Source organism: Streptomyces sp. NPDC048197 (genome assembly GCF_043202395.1).
GTDB lineage: Bacteria > Actinomycetota > Actinomycetes > Streptomycetales > Streptomycetaceae > Streptomyces > Streptomyces siderophoricus.
The window spans coordinates 1-23,901 of record NZ_JBIDAJ010000015.1; the positions used below are offsets into that span (position 1 = coordinate 1).

18 protein-coding genes are annotated in these 23,901 nt (G+C 71.2%); 4 read left to right on the top strand and 14 right to left on the bottom strand.

Features of this window, described 5'->3' with window-relative positions:
- Window positions 1-188 precede the first annotated feature (188 nt).
- The 8 genes from ACGF4C_RS20460 to ACGF4C_RS20495 all read right to left on the bottom strand — a co-directional run bounded on the left by ACGF4C_RS20460 (window position 189) and on the right by ACGF4C_RS20495 (window position 11,754).
- On the bottom strand, window positions 189-776 hold the full coding sequence (locus ACGF4C_RS20460; protein WP_393568042.1) for a TetR/AcrR family transcriptional regulator: 588 nt from the start codon (window positions 774-776) through the stop codon (window positions 189-191).
- Window positions 777-967: 191 nt separating this feature from the next.
- The gene (locus tag ACGF4C_RS20465) at window positions 968-1,618 is read right to left on the bottom strand and encodes a PRC-barrel domain-containing protein (RefSeq protein WP_393568044.1); all 651 of its coding nucleotides are present in this window, start codon (window positions 1,616-1,618) and stop codon (window positions 968-970) included.
- 313 nt (window positions 1,619-1,931) lie between these two features.
- Window positions 1,932-3,524: a phosphoglycerate dehydrogenase gene (serA, locus tag ACGF4C_RS20470; protein ID WP_030412857.1), complete on the bottom strand. Its 1,593-nt coding sequence runs from the start codon at window positions 3,522-3,524 to the stop codon at window positions 1,932-1,934.
- 269 nt (window positions 3,525-3,793) lie between these two features.
- Entirely contained in the window at window positions 3,794-4,792 is a 999-nt protein-coding gene (gene ilvC, locus ACGF4C_RS20475) for a ketol-acid reductoisomerase (RefSeq protein ID WP_030412856.1), read from the bottom strand.
- Window positions 4,793-4,903: 111 nt separating this feature from the next.
- Window positions 4,904-5,428 (bottom strand): acetolactate synthase small subunit, encoded by a 525-nt coding sequence (gene ilvN / locus ACGF4C_RS20480; RefSeq protein WP_006602925.1) that lies wholly within the window; start codon window positions 5,426-5,428, stop codon window positions 4,904-4,906.
- A 28-nt stretch (window positions 5,429-5,456) separates the two neighbouring features.
- Window positions 5,457-7,325: an acetolactate synthase large subunit gene (locus ACGF4C_RS20485; RefSeq protein ID WP_393568047.1), complete on the bottom strand. Its 1,869-nt coding sequence runs from the start codon at window positions 7,323-7,325 to the stop codon at window positions 5,457-5,459.
- Window positions 7,326-7,534: 209 nt separating this feature from the next.
- Window positions 7,535-10,486 carry a putative bifunctional diguanylate cyclase/phosphodiesterase gene (locus tag ACGF4C_RS20490; protein ID WP_393568048.1) on the bottom strand — a complete coding sequence of 984 codons (2,952 nt, stop codon included), beginning with the start codon at window positions 10,484-10,486 and terminating at the stop codon, window positions 7,535-7,537.
- A gap of 305 nt (window positions 10,487-10,791) precedes the next feature.
- The gene (locus ACGF4C_RS20495; RefSeq protein ID WP_393568050.1) at window positions 10,792-11,754 is read right to left on the bottom strand and encodes a 2-hydroxyacid dehydrogenase; all 963 of its coding nucleotides are present in this window, start codon (window positions 11,752-11,754) and stop codon (window positions 10,792-10,794) included.
- A gap of 89 nt (window positions 11,755-11,843) precedes the next feature.
- Between ACGF4C_RS20495 and ACGF4C_RS20500 the strand changes: the two genes are divergently transcribed.
- The 3 genes from ACGF4C_RS20500 to ACGF4C_RS20510 all read left to right on the top strand — a co-directional run bounded on the left by ACGF4C_RS20500 (window position 11,844) and on the right by ACGF4C_RS20510 (window position 14,431).
- On the top strand, window positions 11,844-12,875 hold the full coding sequence (locus ACGF4C_RS20500; RefSeq protein ID WP_393568051.1) for an aldo/keto reductase: 1,032 nt from the start codon (window positions 11,844-11,846) through the stop codon (window positions 12,873-12,875).
- A 105-nt stretch (window positions 12,876-12,980) separates the two neighbouring features.
- A complete protein-coding gene (locus tag ACGF4C_RS20505; protein WP_393568053.1) occupies window positions 12,981-14,165 on the top strand; it encodes a PQQ-dependent sugar dehydrogenase in 1,185 nt (394 codons plus the stop codon).
- An 86-nt stretch (window positions 14,166-14,251) separates the two neighbouring features.
- Window positions 14,252-14,431, top strand: coding sequence for a DUF6191 domain-containing protein (locus tag ACGF4C_RS20510; RefSeq protein ID WP_030412850.1), 180 nt, complete (start codon window positions 14,252-14,254; stop codon window positions 14,429-14,431).
- On the opposite strand, the gene ACGF4C_RS20515 is transcribed toward ACGF4C_RS20510, so the two are convergent.
- The 4 genes from ACGF4C_RS20515 to ACGF4C_RS20530 all read right to left on the bottom strand — a co-directional run bounded on the left by ACGF4C_RS20515 (window position 14,424) and on the right by ACGF4C_RS20530 (window position 19,355).
- Window positions 14,424-14,885 carry a hypothetical protein gene (locus tag ACGF4C_RS20515; RefSeq protein WP_393568055.1) on the bottom strand — a complete coding sequence of 154 codons (462 nt, stop codon included), beginning with the start codon at window positions 14,883-14,885 and terminating at the stop codon, window positions 14,424-14,426. The two genes, ACGF4C_RS20510 and ACGF4C_RS20515, sit on opposite strands and share 8 nt — an antisense overlap.
- Window positions 14,886-14,993: 108 nt before the next feature.
- On the bottom strand, window positions 14,994-18,092 hold the full coding sequence (locus tag ACGF4C_RS20520) for an AAA family ATPase (protein ID WP_393568287.1): 3,099 nt from the start codon (window positions 18,090-18,092) through the stop codon (window positions 14,994-14,996).
- Window positions 18,093-18,216: 124 nt separating this feature from the next.
- Window positions 18,217-18,423, bottom strand: a complete 207-nt coding sequence (locus ACGF4C_RS20525; protein WP_393568057.1) for a hypothetical protein — start codon at window positions 18,421-18,423, stop codon at window positions 18,217-18,219.
- A 284-nt stretch (window positions 18,424-18,707) separates the two neighbouring features.
- Window positions 18,708-19,355 (bottom strand): hypothetical protein, encoded by a 648-nt coding sequence (locus tag ACGF4C_RS20530; RefSeq protein WP_393568059.1) that lies wholly within the window; start codon window positions 19,353-19,355, stop codon window positions 18,708-18,710.
- Between the two features lie 364 nt (window positions 19,356-19,719).
- Here ACGF4C_RS20530 and ACGF4C_RS20535 point away from each other — a divergent pair, with 364 nt between their 5' ends.
- A complete protein-coding gene (locus ACGF4C_RS20535; protein WP_393568060.1) occupies window positions 19,720-20,700 on the top strand; it encodes a hypothetical protein in 981 nt (326 codons plus the stop codon).
- 160 nt (window positions 20,701-20,860) lie between these two features.
- On the opposite strand, the gene ACGF4C_RS20540 is transcribed toward ACGF4C_RS20535, so the two are convergent.
- Both ACGF4C_RS20540 and ACGF4C_RS20545 read right to left on the bottom strand, forming a co-directional pair.
- Window positions 20,861-23,218 carry an MMPL family transporter gene (locus tag ACGF4C_RS20540; RefSeq protein WP_393568062.1) on the bottom strand — a complete coding sequence of 786 codons (2,358 nt, stop codon included), beginning with the start codon at window positions 23,216-23,218 and terminating at the stop codon, window positions 20,861-20,863.
- 260 nt (window positions 23,219-23,478) lie between these two features.
- On the bottom strand, window positions 23,479-23,895 hold the full coding sequence (locus ACGF4C_RS20545) for a hypothetical protein (protein ID WP_393568063.1): 417 nt from the start codon (window positions 23,893-23,895) through the stop codon (window positions 23,479-23,481).
- Window positions 23,896-23,901: the final 6 nt, after the last annotated feature.

The window sequence follows — 23,901 nt, forward strand, 5'->3', positions numbered from 1 at the left end:
CCCCAACGGGAGGGGACGGGCCGGAGGGGCCGGTGTTTGGGACGTAAAGCGAAGCAGTCCCAAACACCGGCCCCGGAGGCCCGTCACCGCACCCAACACGAACCCAGCCCGCCGCAGGCGCAACGGCGAGAAACCACCGCGACGCCGCAGACAACTACGTACGCGGCGCCGCAAAGCGCAGCGGAAGGTCAGAGAACGCGCCCCGTCGTGACCCGTCGCAGCGCCGCTGCCAAGTCGTGTCCCGTGGGAAGCGTGTCGGGCGTGACCAGGGACTGGACCATCAGGCCCGTGAGGAGGGCCTGGTAGAAGGAGCCGACGATGCGGGCCGTCTCCGCGTCGACCTCCGTGTCGGGGACGCCCTCGAAGAGCGCCACCAGGCCCTCGCCGCCCTCCGGCAGTACGGCCCCGATCGCCTCCCGCAGGCCCTCGTCGCGCGGGAGCAGCCCCAGCACCTCGACCTGGGCGGCGATGAACTCCGGTTCCGCAGCGATGTGTTGGAGCACCCGGTCCCAGGTCTCGGCGAACCGCTCCAGCGGGTCCGCGGAGGTCGGGGCGCCCTCCGCGGCGGCCGGCGCCTCGGCCATGCCCATGCCCCACTCCTCGCTGGACGCGATCACCGCCTGGCGCATCAGGGCATCCTTGGAGCCGTAGTGGTAGCCGATGGAGGCGAGGTTGGCGCCGGAGGCGGCCACGATGTCGCGGGCGGTGGTGCGCGCGTACCCCTTCTCCAGCAGGCAGCGCTTTGCGCCTTCCAGAAGATCTTCACGGTGTCCCATGGCGGCAGCCTAATCGCCGGCATACAGCCGTACCAGACAGGTGTCTTATACGTACGTCTACGCGCCGCAGGCGAGGCGCGGGCGCGTACGTGCAACGCGACGCGCAGACCCCCGGGCGCGGGTCAGACGGAGCGGGTCCCCGGACGCAGCTCCCCGGGCGCGGGCCCCGGCCCCGGGTCCGCGGGCGCGGGTCAGCGCCCCTCGGTGCCCGGCCCCTCCGTGCCTCTCCGCTTCCCCTCCTCAGGGGGCGTGGCCTCGGGCGTCTGCTCGGTGTCGCGTCGGGTGTCGGCGTCCGGACGGGATTCGCGGGTGCGGTCCCCCGCTCCGGCGCCGGCCATCGGCCGGTCGAAGAGTTTGTTGCGCTCGGCGGGCGTCCGCGCCGGGCCGCCGGGCTCCGCCCCGGAGGGTGGCGCGGCGGGCCGCACCGCGTCCGGGCCACCCGGCTCGCCGCGGGCGGTCTCCGGCGCGCCCTGGCTGCCCGTGAGGTCCGTGTCCGGTCGGGCCGCGGGCTCCGCGCCGACCGGCCGGATCAGCCCGTAGTAGCGGTACAGCTCGGTCTCTTCGGACGGGTCGAGGTGGGCGTCGGCGTCGATCCGCGGGGCCTTCTTGATCGTCTCCTTGGTGTGCGGAACGTGCAGTTCGTCGCCGGTCCGGCGGGCCCCGGCGAGCGGGATGAAGGACTCCTTCATGCCGAACAGACCGGTGCGCACGGTGATCCACTCGGGCTCGTTGGTGGCGTCGTCCCGGTAGACCTGCTGCACCGTGCCCACCTTCGTGCCGTTCACGTCGACCACGTGCAGGCCGGTCAGCGTCTGCGGGGTGTCTCCCAGAGGTGCGTTCATGGGTCCTGCTCCTTCCGCACGCGCCGGTGCGGCACGCACAGTTCCCATTGCGCGACGCCCGCTTCCGGGTTGCGACTCGGGAGGCTCGGCGGACTCGGGATGTGCCGGGCCGGGCGGCCGCAGGAGCCCTTTCGCGGTTCCCCCGGACCGCCCCCCCTACGCCATTCGGGTGAATGCTGGGGAATGCATGTTTGGGGCGGTCAGCCGCACGGGCCGCGGCCGCACGGCGTCCGTACGGCGATGCCGGCACGCGCACGGGCCCGGTCCCCGCCGAAGCGGGAGCCGGGCCCGTTGACCTGCGAAAACCGTCCGGTCAGTGACCGAGGTTCACCGCGCGCACGGACGTCGCGCCGATCTCCTCGGAGATCTCGTTGAGCACGTTCGCCGGAATGGTGTCGTCGACGGTCAGCACCACCAGCGCCTCACCACCGACGTCGGCCCGGGAGACCTGCATGCCGCCGATGTTGATGCCCGCCTCGCCCAGGATGCGGCCGACCGTGCCGACGACGCCAGGGCGGTCGGTGTAGCGCATGAACGCCATGTGGTCGGCGAGCGTGAGGTCGATCGAGTGCTCCCCGACCGCCACGATCTTCTGCACGTTCTTGTGGCCGGCGAGCGTGCCGGAGATCGACACCTCCTCGCCGCCGGCGAGCGTGCCGCGCACGGTGACCACGTTCCGGTGCTCGGGCGACTCGCTGCTGGTCGTCAGCCGCACCTCGACGCCGCGCTCCTGCGCGAAGAGCGGGGCGTTGACGTACGAGACGGTCTCGTCGACGACGTCCTCGAAGACGCCCTTGAGCGCGGAGAGTTCGAGCACCTTGACGTCGTGCTGGGTGATCTCGCCGTAGACCTCGACGTCGAGCCGCATCGCCACCTCGCCGGCCAGCGCGGTGAAGATCCGGCCGAGCCGCTCGGCCAGCGGCAGCCCGGGCTTGACGTCCTCGGCGATCACGCCGCCCTGGACGTTGACCGCGTCCGGCACCAGCTCGCCGGCCAGCGCCAGCCGCACCGACTTGGCGACCGCGATACCGGCCTTCTCCTGCGCCTCACCCGTCGAGGCGCCCAGGTGCGGGGTGCACACGACCTGGTCGAACTCGAACAGCGGGGAGTCGGTGCAGGGCTCGACGGCGTACACGTCCAGGCCCGCGCCGGCGACCCGGCCCTCCTTGAGCGCGGTGGCCAGCGCCGCCTCGTCGACGATCCCGCCGCGCGCGGCGTTGACGATCCGGACCGACGGCTTGACCTTGTGCAGCGCCTCGTCGCCGATGAGACCGATGGTCTCCGGCGTCTTGGGGAGGTGGACGGTGATGAAGTCGGAGACCTCCAGCAGCTCGTCCAGGGTCAGCAGCTTGACGCCCATCTGCGCGGCGCGGGCCGGCTGGACGTACGGGTCGTAGGCGACGACCTTCATGCCGAACGCCGACATCCGCTGGGCGACCAGGACGCCGATCCGGCCGAGGCCGACCACGCCGAGGGTCTTCTCGCTGAGCTCGACGCCGGTGTACTTGCTGCGCTTCCACTCGCCGTTCTTGAGCGCGGTGTTGGCCTGCGGGATGTTCCGCGCGGTGGCGACCAGCAGACCGCAGGCGAGCTCGGCGGCGGTGACGATGTTGGAGGTCGGGGCGTTGACGACCATCACGCCGGCCTTGGTGGCGGCGGAGACGTCGACGTTGTCCAGGCCCACGCCGGCGCGGGCGACGACCTTCAGCTTCTTGGCGGCGGCGATCGCCTCGGCGTCGATCTTCGTGGCGCTGCGCACCAGGACGGCGTCGACGTCGACGATGGCGGGGAGCAGCTCGGCACGGTCCGCGCCGTTGCAGTGCCGGATCTCGAAGTCCGGGCCGAGGGCGTCGACGGTGGCGGGCGACAGCTCTTCGGCGATCAGTACGACAGGTTTCGAGCTCACGTGGTCTTCAGTCCTCACTAGTCCTTCGCGGACGGCCGTCCCGACGGCCGAAGGCGGTGAAGGGGGAAAGCCGCGTGGAAGACGCACGACGTTGTGAGCCTGAACGCGCTTGTGATGGGCAGTGTAGTGGCGGTGGGGGGCGCGTCCTGTGCCGTTGCGGAAGGATCACCCGTGCGTGGTTCTACGCGGTGGACAAGGCGCCGCGCGGTGCGCGGCCGGTCATACGGACGAGGGGGCCGCGAGTGTTCGCGACCCCCTGTCCACCGGGCTCACGCCTGGTCGTCGACCCAGCTCATCAGCTTCCGCAGCTTCTTGCCGGTGGTCTCCAGCAGGTGGTCCTCGTCGGCCTTCTTGTACTCGTTGTACTTCGGCAGACCGGCCTGGTACTCCGCCATCCAGTTGTTGGCGAAGGTGCCGTCCTGGATCTCGGCGAGGACCTTCTTCATCTCGGCCTTGGTGGCGTCGGTGACGACGCGCGGGCCGGTGACGTAGTCGCCCCACTCGGCGGTCTCGGAGACCGACCAGCGCATCTTCTCCAGGCCGCCCTCGTACATGAGGTCCACGATGAGCTTCAGCTCGTGCAGGCACTCGAAGTACGCGATCTCCGGCTGGTAGCCCGCCTCGACCAGGGTCTCGAAGCCGGCCTTGACCAGCGCCGAGGCGCCACCGCAGAGCACCGCCTGCTCACCGAACAGGTCGGTCTCGGTCTCCTCGGTGAAGGTGGTCTTGATGACGCCGGCGCGGGTGCCGCCGATGCCCTTGGCGTACGAGAGCGCCAGCGCGAAGGCGTTGCCGGAGGCGTCCTGCTCGACGGCCGCGATGCAGGGGACGCCGCGGCCCTCTTCGTACTGGCGGCGCACCAGGTGGCCCGGACCCTTGGGGGCGACCATGCAGACGTCCACGCCGGCCGGGGCCTTGATGAAGCCGAACCGGATGTTGAAGCCGTGGCCGAAGAACAGCGCGTCGCCGTCCTTCAGGTTGTCCTTGATGGACTCCTCGTAGACCTTGGCCTGGATCGGGTCCGGGACCAGGATCATGATGACGTCGGCCTCGGCGGCGGCCTCGGCCGGGGTGACCACGCGCAGGCCCTGCTCCTCGGCCTTGGCCTTGGACTTGGAGCCCTCGTGCAGACCGACGCGCACGTCGACGCCCGAGTCGCGCAGGGACAGCGCGTGGGCGTGGCCCTGGCTTCCGTAGCCGATCACCGCGACCTTGCGGTTCTGGATGATGGACAGGTCGGCGTCGTCGTCGTAGAACAGCTCGGCCACTTGGGGTCTCTCCTTGGATCTAGCGGGGTGCCCACACAGTACGTCGGGCGGGGTGAGGAAGGTCGGTGGGTCTCGCCATACGGTCCGGTCGGGCCGCGGCGGACGGGCGGGTCAGGCCGAACGGTCCAGCGCGCGCAGCGAGCGGTCCGTGATGGAGCGGGCGCCGCGGCCTATGGCGATCGTGCCGGACTGCACCAGTTCCTTGATGCCGAACGGCTCCAGCATCTTCAGCATCGCTTCCAGCTTTTCACTGGATCCGGTGGCCTCGATGGTGACGGCCTCGGGCGAGACGTCGACGGTCTTGGCGCGGAAGAGCTGGACGATCTCGACGATCTGCGAGCGGGTCTCGTTGTCCGCGCGGACCTTCACCAGGACCAGTTCGCGCTGGATCGCGGAGCCGGGCTCCAGCTCGACGATCTTCAGGACGTTGACGAGCTTGTTGAGCTGCTTGGTGACCTGCTCCAGGGGCAGCGACTCGACGCTGACCACGATGGTGATGCGGGAGATGTCGGGGTGTTCGGTGACCCCGACGGCGAGCGAGTCGATGTTGAAGCCGCGGCGGGAGAACAGGGCGGCGATCCGGGCGAGGATGCCGGGGGTGTTCTCCACCAGGACGGAGAGCGTGTGCTTGGACATGGTCTTCTCTCTTTCGCTCTTCGTCGTCTCAGTCGTCTTCGTTGTCGCCGAAGTCGGGACGCACGCCGCGGGCGGCCATGACCTCGTCGTTGGAGGTGCCGGCGGCGACCATCGGCCACACCTGGGCGTCCTCGTGGACGATGAAGTCGATCACGACCGGGCGGTCGTTGATGGCATTGGCCTCTTCGATGACCTTGTCGAGGTCGGCCGGGTCCTCGCAGCGCAGCGCCACGCAGCCCATGGCCTCGGAGAGCTTGACGAAGTCCGGGATGCGGGTGCCCGCCGAGGGCTTGCCGGAGCCGCTGGTCAGCTCGTCGGGGCCGCTGTGCAGCACGGTGTTGGAGTAGCGCTGGTTGTAGAAGAGGGTCTGCCACTGGCGGACCATGCCCAGCGCGCCGTTGTTGATGATGGCGACCTTGATCGGGATGTTGTTCAGCGCGCAGGTGACCAGTTCCTGGTTGGTCATCTGGAAGCAGCCGTCGCCGTCGATCGCCCAGACCGTGCGGTCCGGCCGGCCGGCCTTGGCGCCCATCGCGGCGGGCACGGCGTAGCCCATGGTCCCGGCGCCGCCGGAGTTGAGCCAGGTGGCGGGCTGCTCGTAGTTGATGAAGTGGGCGGCCCACATCTGGTGCTGGCCGACGCCGGCGGCGTAGATGGTGTCGGCGGGGGCGAGCCGGCCGATCCGCTCGATGACCTGCTGCGGGGACAGGCTGCCGTCCTCGGGCTGCTCGTAGCCCAGCGGGTAGGTCTCCCGCCAGCGGTTGAGGTCCTTCCACCAGGCGCTGTAGTCGCCCTTGTGGCCGGCGTCGTGCTCGGCCTGGACGGCCACGATCAGGTCGGCGATGACCTCGCGGGCGTCACCGACGATCGGCACGTCGGCGGCGCGGTTCTTGCCGATCTCCGCCGGGTCGATGTCGGCGTGCACGACCTTGGCGTACGGCGCGAAGGAGTCCAGCTTTCCGGTGACCCGGTCGTCGAAGCGGGCGCCGAGGGTGATCAGCAGGTCGGCCTTCTGCAGCGCGGTGACCGCGGTGACCGAGCCGTGCATGCCGGGCATGCCGACGTGCTGCGGGTGGCTGTCGGGGAAGGCGCCCAGTGCCATCAGGGTGGTGGTGACCGGGGCGCCGGTCAGCTCGGCGAGGACCTTCAGCTCGGCGGTGGCACCGGCCTTGAGGACGCCGCCGCCGACGTAGAGCACGGGGCGCTTGGACTCGGCGATCAGCCGGGCGGCCTCGCGGATCTGCTTGGCGTGCGGCTTGGTCACCGGGCGGTAGCCGGGCAGGTCGGTGTGCGGCGGCCAGCTGAACGTGGTCTGCGCCTGCAGGGCGTCCTTGGCGATGTCGACCAGGACCGGGCCGGGACGGCCGGTGGACGCGATGTGGAACGCCTCGGCGATCGTCTTGGGGATCTCGGCCGGGTCGGTGACCAGGAAGTTGTGCTTGGTGATCGGCATCGTGATGCCGCAGATGTCCGCTTCCTGGAAGGCGTCCGTGCCGATCGCCTTCGACGCGACCTGACCGGTGATCGCGACCAGCGGGACGGAGTCCATGTGGGCGTCCGCGATGGGGGTGACGAGGTTGGTGGCACCGGGGCCCGAGGTGGCCATGCAAACCCCGACCTTGCCGGTGGCCTGCGCGTATCCCGTGGCGGCGTGCCCGGCGCCCTGCTCGTGGCGGACGAGGATGTGCCGGACCTTCGAGGAGTCCATCATCGGGTCGTACGCCGGCAGGATCGCACCGCCGGGGATGCCGAACACGGTGTCGGCCCCGACCTCCTCCAGCGCACGGATGAGGGACTGCGCGCCCGTGACGTGCTCGACGGTGGCGGACGGCTGCGGTCCGCCGGCGTTACGGGCCCGCGGCTGCGGATGGTGGGCCCCGGAGGCCTGCTCGGTCATCTGCGTCTCTTCTCGAAGCTGAGGGTTTTGACGGGATTTGTGAGGTTGCTGTGCAACAAAAAACCCCTCGTGCCGGGTGGCAAGCGAGGGGAGCGCGTCGGTGCGGTCTGCCGGGCGGCGTAGGGGGCCCAGCTTCAGCCGACGCGCTTTCCAAGTACGAGAATTCGGGTGCGCATGGCACTGACCCTCCCCCTCTCGTGCACCGAGTGTCAAGTGGGTGGGACGGAGGTCTCACTATTTGAGCGCAATGGGGGATGCGCCATGGTCTCCGGACCGGCCAGACCCCCACGTCGGGCGGGCACTCCGCTGCCGCTGAGCACCACCGCGCGCCCCTGCCCCGCGTGGTCGGGAACGGGGTAGCCGGTACGGGTGAGCGCCCGGCGCAGCCGCTGTTCGTCGAGCGGGCCGGAGAAGGCGAGGCCCATGCCGTGCGTGCAGCCCATGGAGCGCAGCGCCAGGACCTGTTCGGGAAGGTCGACGCCGTCCGCGACGGTCTGCATGCCCAGGTCGCCGGCGATCCGCAGCAGCCCGGCAGTGATCTTGTGCAGCCGGGAGGACTCCACCACGCCGTCGACCAGGCCGCGGTCCAGCCGCAGGACGTCGACGGGCAGCCGGCGCAGTGCGGTGATCGCGGCGTACCCGCTGCCGAAGCCGTCGAGGGCGATCCGTACGCCGAGCCGGCGCAGTGCGACCAGCCGGCGCTCCAGGTCGTCCAGCGCGATCCGGGAGTCGCTTTCGGACAGCTCCAGGACGAGCTCCCGGGCGGGCAGGCCGTGCCGGGTGAGGAGCGCTTCGACGCCCTTGGGGGACAGCGCGCGGTCCAGCAGCCGGCGGGCGGAGAGCCGGACCGCGACCGGGATCTGGTGGCCGGCGCGGTGGCGTGCGGCGGCCTGCCGGACGGCCTCCTCCAGCTGCCAGCGGTCGAGTTCCGCGGCGCGGTCGCCGTCGTCGGTGTACCGGCCGCGGTCGCCGACCCGGAGGAATTCGGCGGGGGTGAAGAGGATGCCCTCGGCGGAGCGCCAGCGGGCGTGCGCGGCGACCGCGGTGACCCGCCCGGTGGCCAGGTCGACGACGGGCTGGTGCAGCAGCGCGAATTCGCCTTCGTCGAGGGCCGTTCGGAGTTTGGAGGCGAGCTCGGCGCGGTGCGCGACCTCGTCCTGCATCTGGGGGGCGTAGAGCTCGACCCGGCCCTTGCCGGCCTGCTTGGCGCGGTACATGGCGAGGTCGGCGTTGCGGAGCAGACCGGCGGGGGTGACGCCTGGTTCGGCGAACGCGACGCCGATGCTGGCCGCCACGCGGACGTCCCGGCCGTCGATGCGGTACGGCTCGGAGAGCTTGATGCGCAGCCGGTCGGCGATCTCGTGGATGCGGAACTCGCGGGCCGCGCGGTCGCGGGTGCCGTCGCCGGTGATCAGCGCGGCGAACTCGTCGCCGCCCAGCCGGGCCGCTATGTCGCCGGCGCGGACCGATTCGGCGAGCCGGCGGGCGGCCTGGATCAGCAGTTCGTCGCCGGCCTGGTGGCCGATGGTGTCGTTGACCTGCTTGAAGCCGTCGAGGTCGATGTAGAGCACGGCGGTGTCGTGGTCGCTGGCCCGCCGGCCGGTGACGGCCTGGGTGACGCGTTCGGTGAACAGGGCGCGGTTGGGCAGGTCGGTGAGTGCGTCGTGCGAGGCGTTGTGCTGGAGCTGGGCCTGGAGCCGGACGCGTTCGGTGACGTCGCGGGAGTTGAAGATCAGGCCGCCGTGGTGACGGTTGACCGTGGACTCGACGTTCAGCCAGCCTCCCCCACTCTCGGCTCCGCTCGCGCGGGAGGTGCCCCCACCGCCGGCCCGCTTTCCGCCGGCCCGGAAGCGGCATTCGATGCGGGTGGTCGGCTCGTCCTGCGGATCGGCGGCGAGGAAGCGGCGGACCTCGTGCACCACCCGTCCGAGGTCCTCGGGGTGGATCAGCGTCGCGAGTTCGGAGCCGATCAGTTCCTCCGCGTCGCGGCCGTAGACGCCGGCGGCGGCCGGGCTGACGTAGCGCAGCACGCCGGACGGCGCGGCGATCATGATGACGTCGCTGGAGCCCTGCACCAGGGAGCGGAAGTGGTTCTCCTTCTGGGCGAGTTCATGGGTCAGGGTGATGTTGTCGAGCAGCATGATGCCCTGGCGGACGACGAGGGCGAGCACGACCGTGCAGCCGGTGAAGAGCACCACGCGGTCGATCCGCCGCCCGTCGAGAACGTTGGTGAGGATGCCCAGGGTGCAGACCGCGGCGGCGAGGTACGGGGTGAGCGCGGCGAGCGAGCCGGCGAGCGGACGGCTGCCGTGCGGGACGCGGACGGCGGCGGGCTCGGCCGCCTCGTCCGGCTCCTCCTCCTCGGCCCGGCGGGCGACCCAGGGCGCGTACGCGAGCAGCATCGAACCGGCGAACCACCCGGCGTCCAGGATCTGCCCGGAGCGGTAGTGCTCGCGCAGCAGCGGGGAGCTGAACAGGGCGTCGCACAGCACCGTGAGCGCGAGCGCGGCGATGGCGGTGTTGACGGCGGAGCGGTGCACCGAGGAGCGCCGGAAGTGCAGGACCAGGACCATGCTGACGAGCACGATGTCCAGCAGTGGGTAGGCCAGTGACAGGGCGCTCTGCGCCACGCTGCGGCCCTGGAAGTGGGCGGTGTGCGCGAGGGCGAGGCTCCAGGAGAGGGTGAGCAGCGAGCCGGCGATCAGCCAGGAGTCCAGGCCCAGGCAGACCCAGCCGGCCCGGCTCACCGGGCGCTTGGCGAGCACCAGCAGGCCGACGATGGCCGGTGGTGCGAACAGCAGGAAGCAGAAGTCGGCCGGCGAGGGGCTGGGCACGGTCGTGCCCAGGATGACCTCGTACCAGCCCCATACGCCGTTGCCGATGCCGGCCATTCCCGAGGAGGCGGCGAACAGCATCCAGGCCGGCCGGAGCCGGCTGCGGCGCCGGCGGGCGTACAGTCCGCAGGAGACGGCCGCGACCAGGGCCGCGAAGCTGAGTCCGAAGTCCCCCATGAACAGGGCGACTTCGGTGGACCCCCAGCCGAAGGCGGCTCCGAGGGCGTAGCCGCCGCAGACCACGGCCAGAACGACCTGCGGCACCGGGCTCGGTGGACTGCCGGCCGGCGTCGGTGGCCTGGAGAGCATCGCCCCGGGGGCGCTCACCGCACTCTCCCGTGGTCCCGCGCCGGACGGCGCCTCGCGCGGGGCGGCCGGTGGCCCCGCAGCGTCCCCGCGGGCGCTCGTGGATCCCGCCTCTCGCGGATCGTCCATCGTCCGTACATCGCCCGTCGCCCCCCTTGCGTTCCGGATCTCGCATCGCGCCGCGGCTGTCCCGGCGCCGTCCCCGCTCGGACGATACACCAGTTCCGTCACTCAGCGACATAGGGTATCTACGGAGCGTGACGGCGTGCGGGGTGGTGAATACCCACCGCAGTCGTACGGCCCCGTAGCGCCATCCGCGCCCCGTTTCAGTCGGCGGTCGCGACGACGTTCCGCAGGGGTTCGCCGGCCGCGAAAAGCGCCAACTGGTCCCGCAGCAGCCGCTTCGCACGGGGCAGGAAGGCAGAGCTGGGACCACCGACGTGTGGAGTGATGAGCACGCCCGGAGCGTGCCACAGCGGATGCCCGGCGGGCAGGGGTTCGGGATCGGTGACGTCGAGCGCCGCGCGCAGCCGCCCGGATTCGAGCTCGGCGAGCAGTGCCTCGGTGTCGACGATGGCCCCGCGCGCGATGTTCACGAGGAGTGCGCCCTCCTTCATCCGCGCCAGGAAATCGCGTCCGACCAGGCCACGGGTCTCGTCGGTGAGCGGAGTGGCGAGGACGACGACGTCCGCGTCGGGCAGGAGGGCGGACAGGTCGGAGAGTGGGTGCACGGGGCCGCGCACAGTGTCACGCGCGGTGCGTGCGACGCGCACCACCCGCGCACATTCGAAAGGCGTGAGCCGGTCCTCGATGGCACTGCCGATCGAACCATAGCCCACAATGAGGACCGACTTGTCGGCGAGGGCGGGCCGGAAGCCCGGCCGCCACTCCCCCGCGTCCTGGGCCCGTACAAAGCCGGGGACGTCGCGCAGCGCCGCCAGTATCAGGGTGAGCGCGAGTTCGGCGGTGCTGGCGTCATGCAGTCCGCGGGCGTTGCACAGCTGGGCCCCGGCCGGCATCTGCGGCAGCCCGGGCAGCATGTGCTCGATACCGGCGGTGAGGGTCTGCACCACCCGCACCCGGCTCATGCGGGCCAGCGGCCGCAGGCTGACCTCCGTGCCCTTCATGTAGGGGACGGCGTAGAAGACGCACCGGGCCGGATCCGCCGGGTACTCGGGGCCGGCGTCCCAGTGGACGTAGCGGAGGCCGCCGGGCAGGCCCTCGATCTCGTCGGGCGGGATCGGGAGCCAGACGTCGTTCGGTTCGGTGCGCTGGTCTGCGGTTGCCATGGCCCGAGGCTATGCGAAGGGATGTTCTGCCCAGACGTTAGTTTGGTCCGTGCCCTTGATCGGGGGCGAGGGGACGGAGGCACAACCAGGTGGAGCGCAGGACAATCGGTGCGGCGGCTCTGGAGGTGGGCGCCGTGGGTCTCGGCTGTATGCCGATGAGCTGGGGGTACACCGAGTCGCAGCGCAACGGGGAGGGGTCCCTGCGGGCCGTGCACACCGCGCTGGACCGTGGTTGCAGCCTGCTGGACACCGCCGACATGTACGGACCGTTCACCAACGAGCTGTTGGTGGGGCGGGCATTGAAGGAGCGCCGCCGGGACGCGTTCGTCTCGACCAAGGTCGGACTGCTCGTGGGCGAGCAGCACATCGTCGCCAACGGGCGGCCCGGTTACGTCAAACGCGCCTGTGACGCCTCGCTGCGCCGGCTGCAGACGGACCGGATCGACCTCTACCAGCTGCACCGGGCCGACCCCGAGGTGCCCGTCGAGGAGACCTGGGGGGCGATGGCGGAGCTGGTGGCGGCCGGGAAGGTGCGGTCGCTGGGGCTGTGCGCGGTGGGCGCGCGGGCGGTGCGGCAGCCCCGCGCGGTCCGTGCGGAGCGGCGGCCGGCCGGGGCCCGGCCACGGTCCCGGACGTACGACGGCACGCTGGCCCAACTGGAGCGCATCCAGCAGGTGTTCCCGGTCAGCAGTGTGCAGGCCGAGCTGTCGGTGTGGTCGCGCCAGGCGCTGGAGGCGCTGCTGCCGTGGTGCGAGTCGCGCGGGGTGGGCTTCCTGGCGGCGATGCCGCTGGGCAACGGCTATCTGACCGGCACGCTCACCCCGGGGCAGGGCTTCGAACGGGAGGACCTGCGGGCCCGCCATCCGCGCTTCACGGCCGAGATGATGGCCGCCAACCAGCCGCTGGTGGCCGGGCTGCGGCGGGTCGGTGCCCGGTACGGCGCGACGCCGGGGCAGGTGGCCCTGGCGTGGGTGCTGGCCCAGGGCCGGCATGTCGTCCCCGTGCCCGGTACGAAGAAGGAACGCTGGGCCGCGCAGAACGCCAAGGCGGCCGATCTGGTGCTCGGCCGCGAGGACCTGGCGGAGATCGCCGCGCTGCCGCCGGCCCGGCAGTCCTGGTAGCCCGTCGGCAGCCCCGGCCGGACCGGGCGTGCGCGCCGGTCGGCCGCGTCCGGCGGCCCGATGTGGTGTTCTTGTGCTCGCCCGGACGACGAGAGGACCCCTGCCGTGCAACGCCGTTCCCAGACCGCCGTGTTGGCCGCCGCTTCGCTGCTTCTGGCAGCGGGCTGTTCGAACGGTGGCGCGCAGCCCCCCGGCGGGGGTGCGCCCGCCACGGCGAAGAGTCCCGGCGCCTCGGCCCGTGCCACCTCGCCGGGCGCCACCCCGTCACCCGCCGCGCCGCCCGCCAAGGGCTCGGTGAAGGTGACGAAGACGCTGACCACCGGGCTGAGGTCCCCGTGGGGCGTGGCGGTGCTGCCGGGCGGGGACCTGCTCGTGGGGTCGCGGGACACCGGCAAGATCGTCCGGATCGCCGTGGACAGCGGGAAGACCACCGAGCTGGGTTCGGTGCCGGGCGTGGCCCCGGGCGGTGAGGGCGGCCTGCTCGGCCTCGCGGTGTCCTCGGACTTCGGCACCGACCACCAGGTCTACGCGTACTTCACCACCGCGTCCGACAACCGCATCGCCCGCATGATCTACGACGACAAGCGCCCGCCGGGCGACCAGCTGGGCGCGCCCGACACGATCCTGCGGGGCATCCCGAAGGGTGAGATCCACAACGGCGGGCGGATCGCGTTCGGCCCGGACAAGATGCTCTACGCCGGCACCGGCGAGACCGGCGACACCGGGCTGGCGCAGGACAAGAGCTCGCTGGGCGGCAAGATCCTGCGGATGACGCCGGACGGCGAGCCGGCGCACGGCAACCCCTCGGCCGATTCGGTGGTGTACGACTACGGCCACCGCAATGTGCAGGGGCTGGCGTGGGATTCCGACCACCGGCTGTGGGCCTCGGAGTTCGGGCAGCACGCCTGGGACGAGCTCAATCTCATCGAGCCGGGGAAGAACTACGGCTGGCCGGAGATCGAGGGCAAGGCCAAGTCCGGCCAGGGCGGCCCGGATTACGTCGATCCGGTCGAGGTGTGGAAGACCGACGACGCCTCGCCCAGCGGCATCGCGTACGCCAAGGGCTCCATCTGGATGGCGTCGCTGCGCGGTGAGCGGCTGTGGCGCATCCCGCTGAACGGGACGAAGCCGGTGGCGGCTCCGCAGGCGTTCCTCAAGGGCACCTACGGGCGGCTGCGGACGGTGGTGGCGGCCGGCGACGGCACGTTGTGGCTGGTCACGAGCAACACCGACGGCCGCGGCACGCCCCGTAAGGGAGATGACCGGATTCTCCGCCTCAAGGTGAGCTGATCCTTCTGGTCCCCTTTTCGTGTGTCCTGCCTAGACTCTGGTGGCAGGGGACGGGTGCGCGTCACACCGAAGAGGGGACAGGCACCGTGTTCAACATCGTGGAAGAACTGTTCGCGCCGGGCCGTAAGCACACCGACGAGGAGCGGCAGAAGATGTCGCTGGTCGTCGACGACATCGGTGACGGCGACCCGGGGAAGGGCCCGATAGACCTTTCCTCGGGGACCGTCGTCATCCGGACGGGACGGGCCGGCGGGCGCGCTACGTAAGGAGCCTGCCCCCGGCGCCGATCCGGGTCGCGGCGATGTCCCGGCTGCGGGCTGCGGCGACCGCACCGACCACCGGCATGGCGAGCAGGGCCACGAAGATCGGGCCGTACCCGCCGTCGGTCGCCTCGGTCATCACCACGACCTCTCCGGAGGACAGCGTGCCGCCGAGCAGGAAGCACACCAGCCCCCGCAGCGGCCCGGAGGCGACCAGCCGGAGCGGGGCGTAGGCCAGTACCAGGCCGATGGCCGCGCCGATCAGGACGCCCACGGCGAGCGAACCCAGCACGGCGACCGCGGCCAGTGCCGGGTCCTCCAGCGTGCTGCCGCCCGGTCCGTAAAGGCACCACGTCACCATGGTGACCACCCACAGCACGGCGCAGACGCCCGCCGGGATCGCCCCGGCCCGCAGCCCGAACACAAGCCCCCGCCGCAGCACGGCGCGTGACGTCCCCATACCGTCCCCGTATCCCGAACGCGCCGCCGCCTGCCGGCATCCGCTCCCGGAGTATCCCAGCGGGGCTCCGGGCCCGTGACGCGGGGCCCGGCACGGCTGCCGGGCGGGTCAGGACGCCGCCGGCTCGCCGAACAGGCGCAGCCGGTGGGCCACCGCGCCGGCCTCGCCGCGGCCGGAGACGCCCAGCTTGGCGAGGATGTTGGAGACGTGGACGCTGGCCGTCTTGGGCGAGATGAACAGCGCGTCGGCTATCTGGCGGTTGCTGCGGCCCTCGGCGACCAGGCGCAGGACGTCGCGTTCGCGCGGGGTCAGGCCGAGGGATTCGGCGGGCGCGGGGTCGGCGGGTGTCCCGTGCCCGGCGCCGGCGGCCGCTGTCTTTGCTGTGTCCGCTGCCGCCGGTATCAGGCCGGGCAGCGGGATGCGGGCGCGCTGGGCGAGCAGGGCGAGTTCTTCGGCGAGCGGGCGGGCGCCCATGGCCGTGGCGGCGGTGTGCGCCTGGCCGAGCAGCAGGACGGCGGCCTCGCGCGGGGTGCGGCCGTCCAGCCCGGCGGTGGCCCGCTCGGTGCCGTGCAGCAGTGACTCCGCCCAGCGGTAGCAGGCCCGGGCGAGCTCGTACGGGCGCTCCAGCGGCTTGAGGGCGGCGACCGCCGCCGCCCAGTGGTCGGGGCTCTCGCGGCCCTCGGCGCGGCGGAGTTCGGCCTCGACGGCGACCGCGTACGCCTCCCATATCGGGCAGGCCCGGGCCAGCTTCTTGGCGGCGTCGCGGATGCGGGCGAGGACGGCGGCCCGGCCGGGCCCGGCGGCCGGCAGTCCGCGGGCGTCCGATTCGGCGGCGGTGGCCCACCACAGCAGGGGCCAGGCGTAGCGCTGGATACCGGGCGGCAGTCCGGCGTCCAGGGTTTCGGTGAGGATGGCCCGGGCGTCCAGGATGCGGCCCTGGTGGGCGGCGATCCGCAGGGCGTGCTGGGCGAGCGGGATGGCGTGCTGCGGCTGGGGGTCGTGGGTGCCGTAGTACTCGCGGGCGAGGGCCAGTTCGCGCTCGGCGACGTCGAAGTCGCCCGTGCCGAGGGCGAGGTCCGTGCGGCGGTTGGCGGCCAGGGCGATCGAGCGGGCGTTCTGGGCGAGCCGGCGGGAGTCGGCCGCGGCCTGGAGCGCCTCTTCCCAGCGGCCCAGCGACTGGAGCGATTCGGCGCGGTTGGCCATCACCCAGCAGGCCTTGTCCTTGAGGCCGTAGCGGGTGGTGAGTTCGATGCCCTGCTCGGTGACCTCTACGGCCTCCCGGGAGCGGCCGACGCCCTCCAGGAAGGAGGGGAGGTTGACGTGGCCGCGGCCGATGGCGGTGAAGTAGCCGCGGTCGACGGCGCGGTCGAGGGCGGCCCGGAGGTCGGCGAGGCCCTCGTCGACCTCGCCGGAGTCGGTCCGCAGCCCGGCCAGGGTCAGCCGGGAATTCAGCTCTGCCTCTTCGTCGCCGACCAACTGGGCGAGTTCCACGGCGCGTTCGGCGGTGGCGAAGGTGCCCGGGCCCGGTTCGTGCAGCACCGCCCAGCTGGCGACGGCGGCCGTCACCTCGGCGTGCACGGACGACGGCGGCAGGCCGCGCATCAGCTCCTGGGCCCGGCCGAGGTCCTCCCAGCCGTTGCCGCGGCCGGTGCCCTGGCAGAGCCGGGAACGCTGCACCAGGAACCACGCCGTGCGCAGCGGGTCGTTCTCCTCGCGGAGGGAGCGCAGGGCGCGCTTGGTGATCGTGAAGGCGCGTTCGCTGTCGCCGGACAGCCGGGCGGCCACCGCGATCTCGGCGAGCAGGTCCAGGAAGCGCAGCGAATCGTCGTCGCAGCCGCAGGCCGGGTACGCCTCGGCGTAGTCGACCGGGCGCACTCCCTGACGGACCTCGGGCGGGGCGTCGTCCCACAGCTCCAGGGCCCGGTCCAGCAGCCGCAGTTGCTCGGCGTAGGCATGGCGGCGGCGGGCCTGCACGGAGGCGGCGAGGACGGCGGGCAGCGCCTTGGCGGCGTCATGGGCCTTGTACCAGTAGCTGGCCAGCCGGGTCGCGCAGGCATCGGCACGGACCAGGGAGGGGTTGGCCTCCAGGGCCTGGGCGTAGCGGCGGTTGAGGCGGGTGCGCTCGCCGGGCAGCAGGTCGTCGACGACGGCCTCGCGGACCAGGGCGTGCCGGAAGCGGTAGCCGGTGCCGTCGTCGGTGGGGACGAGGGTGTTGCTGCCGACGGCGGCCCGCAGCGCCTCGATGAGGTCGTCCTCGGGCATCTGGCAGACGGCGGAGAGGAGTTCGTGTTCGACCGTGGAGCCGCCCTCGGCGGCCGTACGGACCACCCGCTGGGCGTCCTCGGGCAGCGCCTCGACGCGAACCAGCAGCAGATCGCGCAGCGGGTCGCTGAGGCCGTGCAGACAGCCGTCGGCGAGGCTGCGGGCCAGCTCCTCGACGAAGAAGGCGTTGCCCTCCGAGCGCTTGAAGACCCGGTCGAGGGTGCCCTCCTCCGGTGCGCTGCCGTTGATGCCGGCGAGCTGGGAGCGGACCTCCTCGCGGTTGAAGCGGTCCAGCTCGACCCGCCGGACCGTGCGCATCCGGTCGATCTCGGCGAGGAACGGGCGCAGCGGGTGGCGGCGGTGGATGTCGTCGGAGCGGTACGTCGCCACCAGCAGGACGCCGGCGTCGTGCAGCGCCCGCAGGAGGTAGGCGAGGAGTTCGCGGGTGGAGCGGTCGGCCCAGTGGAGGTCCTCGATGACGACGACGAGCGTGCGCTCCGCGGCGAGGCGCTCCAGGAGGCGGGCGGTCAGCTCGAAGAGCCGGGCCCGGCCGATCTCCTCCCCGTGATTCTCGCCGGGCGTTTCCCCCAATTCCGGCAGGATGCGGGAGAGTTCGCCCTCCTGGCCGGCGACCGCGGCGGCGAGCTCGTCCCGCAGATGCCAGTTGAGGGTGCGCAGGATCGCGGAGAACGGCGCGAAGGGCAGCCCCTCCGAGCCGATCTCGATACAGCCGCCGAGCGCGACCAGCGCGCCCCGGGCCCGCGCGGCCTCGCCGAACTCCTCGATCAGCCGGGTCTTTCCGACCCCGGCCTCGCCCCCGATCAGCAGGGCCTGCGGCTCGCCGGACGCCGCGACGCGGGCGAGCGCGTCATCGAGCGCGGCGAGCTCGGGCGCTCGACCGACGAACACGGGACTGACGGACCTGGTCTCCACGCGCTTGAGCATCGCACAGGGGTCCGACATTGCGGCAGGGGGCTTGATCAGGTGCTGGACGGCGGGTGGGGCGGAAGGCGGCCGGATGCCGGCCGGTTCCAGCAGCGGCACGGCGTACCCGCCCCGCCCGGCCGGCTCAGGCGGCGGCACGGCGTACCCGCCACCGCCGGGCCCCGGTCCGGCTGCTGCTCACCCGCCCCTCGGGTTCATCGCTCCCGGAGCGGGCGGCGGCCGCACGGGCGGCCCGGCGCCCCTCGATCGCCTCGCGCGCCAGGCGCTGCCGGGCGGCCTCGCGGTGCAGCTCGTCCTGACGGACCCGGAGCTCCAGTTCGAAGCTGTGCATCTCGTTCTCCCCTGTGGCGTGGGCCGGTTGAGCCCCGGTGGTGCGGGCTCGTTGACGTGCTCAAGCCTCGTCTCCAAGGGGGCCCCGCCACATCGGGAGACTGCCCGATCTTCGGGCGCGGGGGTGCTTAGGAAATACGGCCGGCGCCCGGGAAACGGCGTACGAGCGGTGCGCAGGGCACCACCCCTCCCTACCTAGGACAGCGCTAAGGCCCCGGTGCCTTAGACACCGGGCGGGTGCCTAAGGCACCGGGGCCTTAGCGATGCCGGACAGCCGGCCCGGACTCAGGCGCCGGGTCGGGTGCCCTTGGGAATGGTGGGCATGCTCGCGAACAGGTCGAGGTACATGCCCGCGGAGATCAGCAGCCCGAGTACACCGAGGGCCAGCCCGCCCCAGGCGACCGCCCGCACCCAGGCAGCAGCCCGCGGCCGGGTCAGCACCACCGCGGCGACCAGCGCAGCCAGCACCGCGAAGACGCCGTTGACCAGGGCGGTCGTGTGCCAGGGGGTGCCGTACATGGCGGAGATCTGGTCGGTGGCCTTACCGGCCTGGAGGTTGATCTGCCCCATCAGCGTCTGCCGCTCGGCCATCAGCGTGCCGAGCCAGGTGCCGGTGACGGAGGCGAGGCCGAGCCCGGCGGCGACGACTGCACCGGCACCGGCTGCGACGCCGGTGGTGGACGGAGCGGCAGCGTCGTCATCCTCGTCGGCCGGCTCGGTGTCCTCGGCCTCGCGCGCGGCCCGGTCCGCAGTCGCCTCATCGGCGGCCGTCGCGGCCCTCGCGTCCTCCGGGGCCGCCTTGGCGTCCGTCTCTCCGTCCGTGGCGACGGCCTGCGCCGGCACGGTCTCGTCGTCGCTTCGCTTCTCGGCGGTGGCGGTCGTGGCGCTCGTATCGGTCGTGTCGGTCGTGTCGGTCGTCCTGGTCGTACCCATGGGCGCGACCGTAGGTGCCGCGTCTGAGAACGAGATGAGAACGGCAGCGGCGTGCGGGGGCGAGCACGTACTGCAGTCATCCGCGCTCCCTCACCCGCCGAAAATCACTCTCCGCATTTGTTCGCCATTCACATTCCACCTTTTCACGTGACGCAGTTGCACAATCCACTGACGAAGAGTAGGCCGGAAACGTGGAGACAAACACTCCCAACACCAGTGACTCCTCACCGTCCGTGACCTTAAAAACGGTCTGTCACCACAATCGCTCTTTCATCGTCCCCGCGGATTCATCATGCAACACCGCGACAGAGAACTTGAGTCACGTATTCAGCGAGCGGCGGCGGTAGCGACCTCCGAACTCAACATGGACGAGTTTCTCGACGACCTCTCGACCAAGAAACCTGAATTCATTGCGGCGGTCCGGTCCCGGCTGGAGGAGAAACTCGCCGCGATGGAGCCCAAAGACGCCTGGTCGGTACGCGTCACGGAGTCAGGTTCGGCAGATTCCACAGGTTCCGTACAGACGCTCAGACCTGGGAACGAAGGGCACCTGGGAGCCCTCTGGGCAATGATCAGCAAGAAGGACTACCGGGGCCGTCCGGTGGAAAGCGGCGTCGCCCCGGTCGTGGCCGACGGGATACAGGAAGTCCTCGCCGGCCTCTACCAGCGCGAGGATGTCGCCGCGCTGCTGATGGAACGCCTCAAGCAACAGCTGGCCCAGGCCAGAGCGCTGACGGGCGAGCAACTGGGTCGCGAAGTGGCGGAAGCCCTGACCCAGCTGGAGCGCGAGGTGCGCGACTGCATCGTCGACGAGCCGGCCAAGGCGCTCGTCATCGACCGGGCCACCGACGGCATGGGCTCGGCGGCCCAGCCGGCGATCGACAGCCTTCGTTCCTTCTTCATGAGCGCTTCCGGCCAGCAGTTGCTTTCGATGCTCGGTCATGTCATGGCAACTGGGGCCGGAAAAATAGTTCTCATGGAAACGGCCACTGCCATCACGAAAGTCGCGGCCTCCGGCGCCATGAAGGGGGCGGTCACCGCGGTCATCAAGAAGGTGGGGGTGACGGCACTCCTCAAGACCGCGGTCGGTAAAGCCATCGTGCTGGCCGTCTTCGGCGCCGTGGGCGTTCCCGTGGAGGTCATCACCCTGGCGATCGTCGCCGCGGTCCTGCCGTATCAGTACAGAAAATTGCCCCAGAAACTCGCCAAGTCCATCCCCGAAAAGGTGGGAAGCATCCTGGACGAAAAATACCGTGAACTCAACGAGGCATTGACGCCGGTCGTCCTCCGGCACGCCATCGAAGAATTCCTGTGGACCGCCGCGAGCCGTCTCGTGAAGTCGTGACCGCTCGTCTTGACCGCTTGTCTTGACCGCTCGTCTTGACCGCTCGGAGACGTCGGCCGTCCGGCGCGCCCACGGCCCGGCGCGCCCACGGCCCGGCCCCCTTTGTCCCCTACTCAGCCGCGGTCAGCGGAGAGCCTCAAGCCTTGGTCGGCGGAGGGCCTCAGGCCCTGGTCAGCGGACGGTCCTCGTCCCGCGGCCCGCCCTGCCCCGGCAGACCGTCCGCGACGGGCGCGTCGCGGACTTCGGACGCACTGCCCACCGCGGACGCGTCGCCCACCCCGTACGAGTCATCCCGAACGGGCCCGTCGCCCGCCCCGTACGCCTCCACGGGCGGCTCGATGCTCAGGCGCGGCAGCCACCGCGCCAACCAGGAGGGCAGCCACCAGTTGGCGCCGCCCAGCATGTGCATCAGCGCCGGCACCAGCAGCGTACGCAGCACGAACGCGTCCAGGGCGACGGCGGAGGCCAGCCCGATCCCGAACATCGCGATCGTCCGGTCGCCGCTCAGCACGAAGGCCGCGAACACCGCGATCATGATGACCGCCGCCGAGTTGATCACCCGGCTGGTCTCCGCCAGGCCCACCCGCACGGCCCGGCGGTTGTCCCCGGTCAGCTGCCATTCCTCGTACATCCGTGACACCAGGAACACCTGGTAGTCCATGGACAGCCCGAAGAGCACCGACACCATGATCACCGGCAGGAACGGCTCGATCGGCCCCGCGCTGCCCAGCCCCAGCTGCTCGCTCCCCCACCCCCACTGGAAGATCGCGACCACGACCCCGAACGAGGCGGCGACCGCGGCCACGTTCATCAGCGCGGCCTTGAGCGGCACCGCGAGCGACCGGAAGGCGAGCAGCAACAGCACCGACCCGAGCGCGATGACGACGCCGATGAACAGCGGCAACTTGCCGACGATCACGGACGCGAAGTCGTCGTAGCCGGCAGTGACCCCGCCGACCGCCACCCGCATCGTGGTGCCGCGCTCGGCCTTCGGCAGCACCTCGGTCCGCAGCCGTTCCACCAGGTCGGAGGTCTGCCGGGACTGCGGCGAACTGTCCGGGACGACGGTCAGCACCCCGGTGCTGCGGCTCCCGTCGAATTCCGGCCCGCTGACCTGCGCCACCCCGGGGGTGCCGCTCAGCTGCCGCGGCAGCTTGTCGAACGCGATCCGGTCCTTGGCGCCTTCCAGCGTTCCGACCAGCGTCAACGGCCCATTGGCCCCTGGCCCGAAGCCACCCCCGGGCCCGTCACCAGCCCCTCCCCGCGCCATCAGGTCGTACGCCTTACGGGTCGTCGAGGTGGCCGGATTGTTGCCCTGGTCGGAGGTCCCGAGATGGAGCCCGAACGTGGGCAGGGCGAGGGTGAGCATGACGGCGGCCGCGACCGTGCCCAGCAGCTTGGGGTGCCGCTCGACAAACCAGGACCACCGGGCGGCGATCCCGGCGCGCCGCTCGTTCCGTGCCCCTTCCCCGGCCAGCCGCCGCCGCTCCCGCCGCCCGAGCGCCCGCATCCCGATCAGCCCCAGCAGGGCCGGCAACAGGGTCACGGACGCGGCCACGGTCAGCACGACGGTGAGCGAGGCAGCCAGCGCCACCCCGTTCAGGAAGCTCAGCTGCAGCACCAGCATCCCCAGCAACGCGATACACACGGTCGCCCCGGCGAACACCACCGCCCGCCCGGACGACGCCACCGCCCGCTCGGCCGCCTCGTCCACCGACAGTCCGGCCCTGAGCCCCTTCCGATGCCTGGTCACGATGAACAACGCGTAATCGATCCCCACCCCGAGCCCGATCAGACTCCCGAGCATCGGCGCGAAGTCGGCCACGGTCATGGCATGACTGAGCAGCGCGATCCCGGCCGAGGCGGTGCCCACGGCGGCCACCGCGGTAACGATGGGCAGGGCAGTCGCCGCCAGGGACCCGAACGCGAGGAACAGCACCACGGCCGCCGCCCCGAGCCCGATGAGCTCCGGCAACTGGGCCCGCGGCGCCTCGGTCACCGCGATCCCGGCCCCGCCCAGCTCGACCTGCAACCCGTCCCCGCCCGCAGACCGCGCGACCTCAATGACCTTCCGAACCTGCCCGGCATCCAGCTCATCGGTCGACCGCGCGAACACGAGCGAGGCGTAGGCAGTCCGCCCATCCGCACTGATCTGCCGCGCGCCGTGGGATCCGTGCGCTTCCCCGGCGGCCTTGCCGTACGGACCGTGCACCTCCGCGACCCCGGGCAGCCCGTCGACCCGCTCCAGGGTCTGCCGCATGGTCTTCTCCACCGCACCGGCCCGCACGGTCCCGTGCTCGGTGTGCCACACGATGGTGTCGCTGTCCCCGGCCTCGCCCGGGAACGCCTTCTCCATCAGCGCGGTCGCCCGCCCGGACTCGGTCCCCGGCACCTCGTAGTTAGTGGAGTACGCGGCCCCACTCACCCCAGCGGCCACACCCACGCCCACAAACACGGCAAGCCAAAGAACGATCACCACGATGCGGCGCCTGAGACACCACCGAGCCAGAGCGGTCACAACGTTGATCGCTTCCCGGGTTGTGCGTCGAAATCTCCCGGGTACGGGTGGTGCCGAGCGCGATGAACGGGGACGGAGAGCCCCCACGCGCCTGTTTGGCACGCCGCCGGGCCCCATCAGAGCAGAGTGGCACCCGGAAAAGATCGTTTGACCTTTTTGTGGGGTTCGCCACATACAGAGGGGCTCACGCCCTAGCCCCTCCGCACCTCCGTCATCATCTCGCACCCGAGCGCCGCAGCGCAGCTGCTCTGGTAGTTAACTCACGCCGCGTCCCGGAGCTCAATTTCCGCCAGCCCCATGGGCTCGAGAACTGGCACCAGCCGACGCAAATACCAGCCGAAATCACAGAATTTCGAGAGGGGGGTCAATGTTTTTCGATTAATCGTAACCAGGAAAGAAAGCTCTTTCCGTTCAGGGAGAAACAGAAGGTCCCCCCCTCTGTCGCCATCGAAAATAATCGAGATGCCGAAGGTCGCCCCACCGAACTCACAACTACTCGCCCAATCCAACACGTCAGCCAGGCGAGAAATATCGACTCTCTTCCAATCGAACATCCCATCTCTGTCCAAAACATAACTCAGCAGGCCTTCGTAATTTACCGACACACCCGCTTCCAAAAGTCCATTGACAGCCGTTCGGGGATCCAATGGAGCCGCGAACGTGAAATCGATGTCCACGCTTCT

What these genes read in the sequence shown, in the direction of transcription:
- ACGF4C_RS20460 (WP_393568042.1), bottom strand. Translation starts at nt 776, where the DNA reads ATGGGACACCGTGAAGATCTTCTGGAAGGCGCAAAGCGCTGCCTGCTG.
- ACGF4C_RS20465 (WP_393568044.1), bottom strand. Translation starts at nt 1,618, where the DNA reads ATGAACGCACCTCTGGGAGACACCCCGCAGACGCTGACCGGCCTGCAC.
- ilvN (WP_006602925.1), bottom strand. Translation starts at nt 5,428, where the DNA reads ATGTCCAAGCACACGCTCTCCGTCCTGGTGGAGAACACCCCCGGCATC.
- ACGF4C_RS20485 (WP_393568047.1), bottom strand. Translation starts at nt 7,325, where the DNA reads ATGACCGAGCAGGCCTCCGGGGCCCACCATCCGCAGCCGCGGGCCCGT.
- ACGF4C_RS20495 (WP_393568050.1), bottom strand. Translation starts at nt 11,754, where the DNA reads ATGGCAACCGCAGACCAGCGCACCGAACCGAACGACGTCTGGCTCCCG.
- ACGF4C_RS20515 (WP_393568055.1), bottom strand. Translation starts at nt 14,885, where the DNA reads ATGGGGACGTCACGCGCCGTGCTGCGGCGGGGGCTTGTGTTCGGGCTG.
- ACGF4C_RS20520 (WP_393568287.1), bottom strand. Translation starts at nt 18,092, where the DNA reads ATGCTCAAGCGCGTGGAGACCAGGTCCGTCAGTCCCGTGTTCGTCGGT.
- ACGF4C_RS20525 (WP_393568057.1), bottom strand. Translation starts at nt 18,423, where the DNA reads ATGCACAGCTTCGAACTGGAGCTCCGGGTCCGTCAGGACGAGCTGCAC.
- ACGF4C_RS20530 (WP_393568059.1), bottom strand. Translation starts at nt 19,355, where the DNA reads ATGGGTACGACCAGGACGACCGACACGACCGACACGACCGATACGAGC.
- ACGF4C_RS20535 (WP_393568060.1), top strand. Translation starts at nt 19,720, where the DNA reads ATGGACGAGTTTCTCGACGACCTCTCGACCAAGAAACCTGAATTCATT.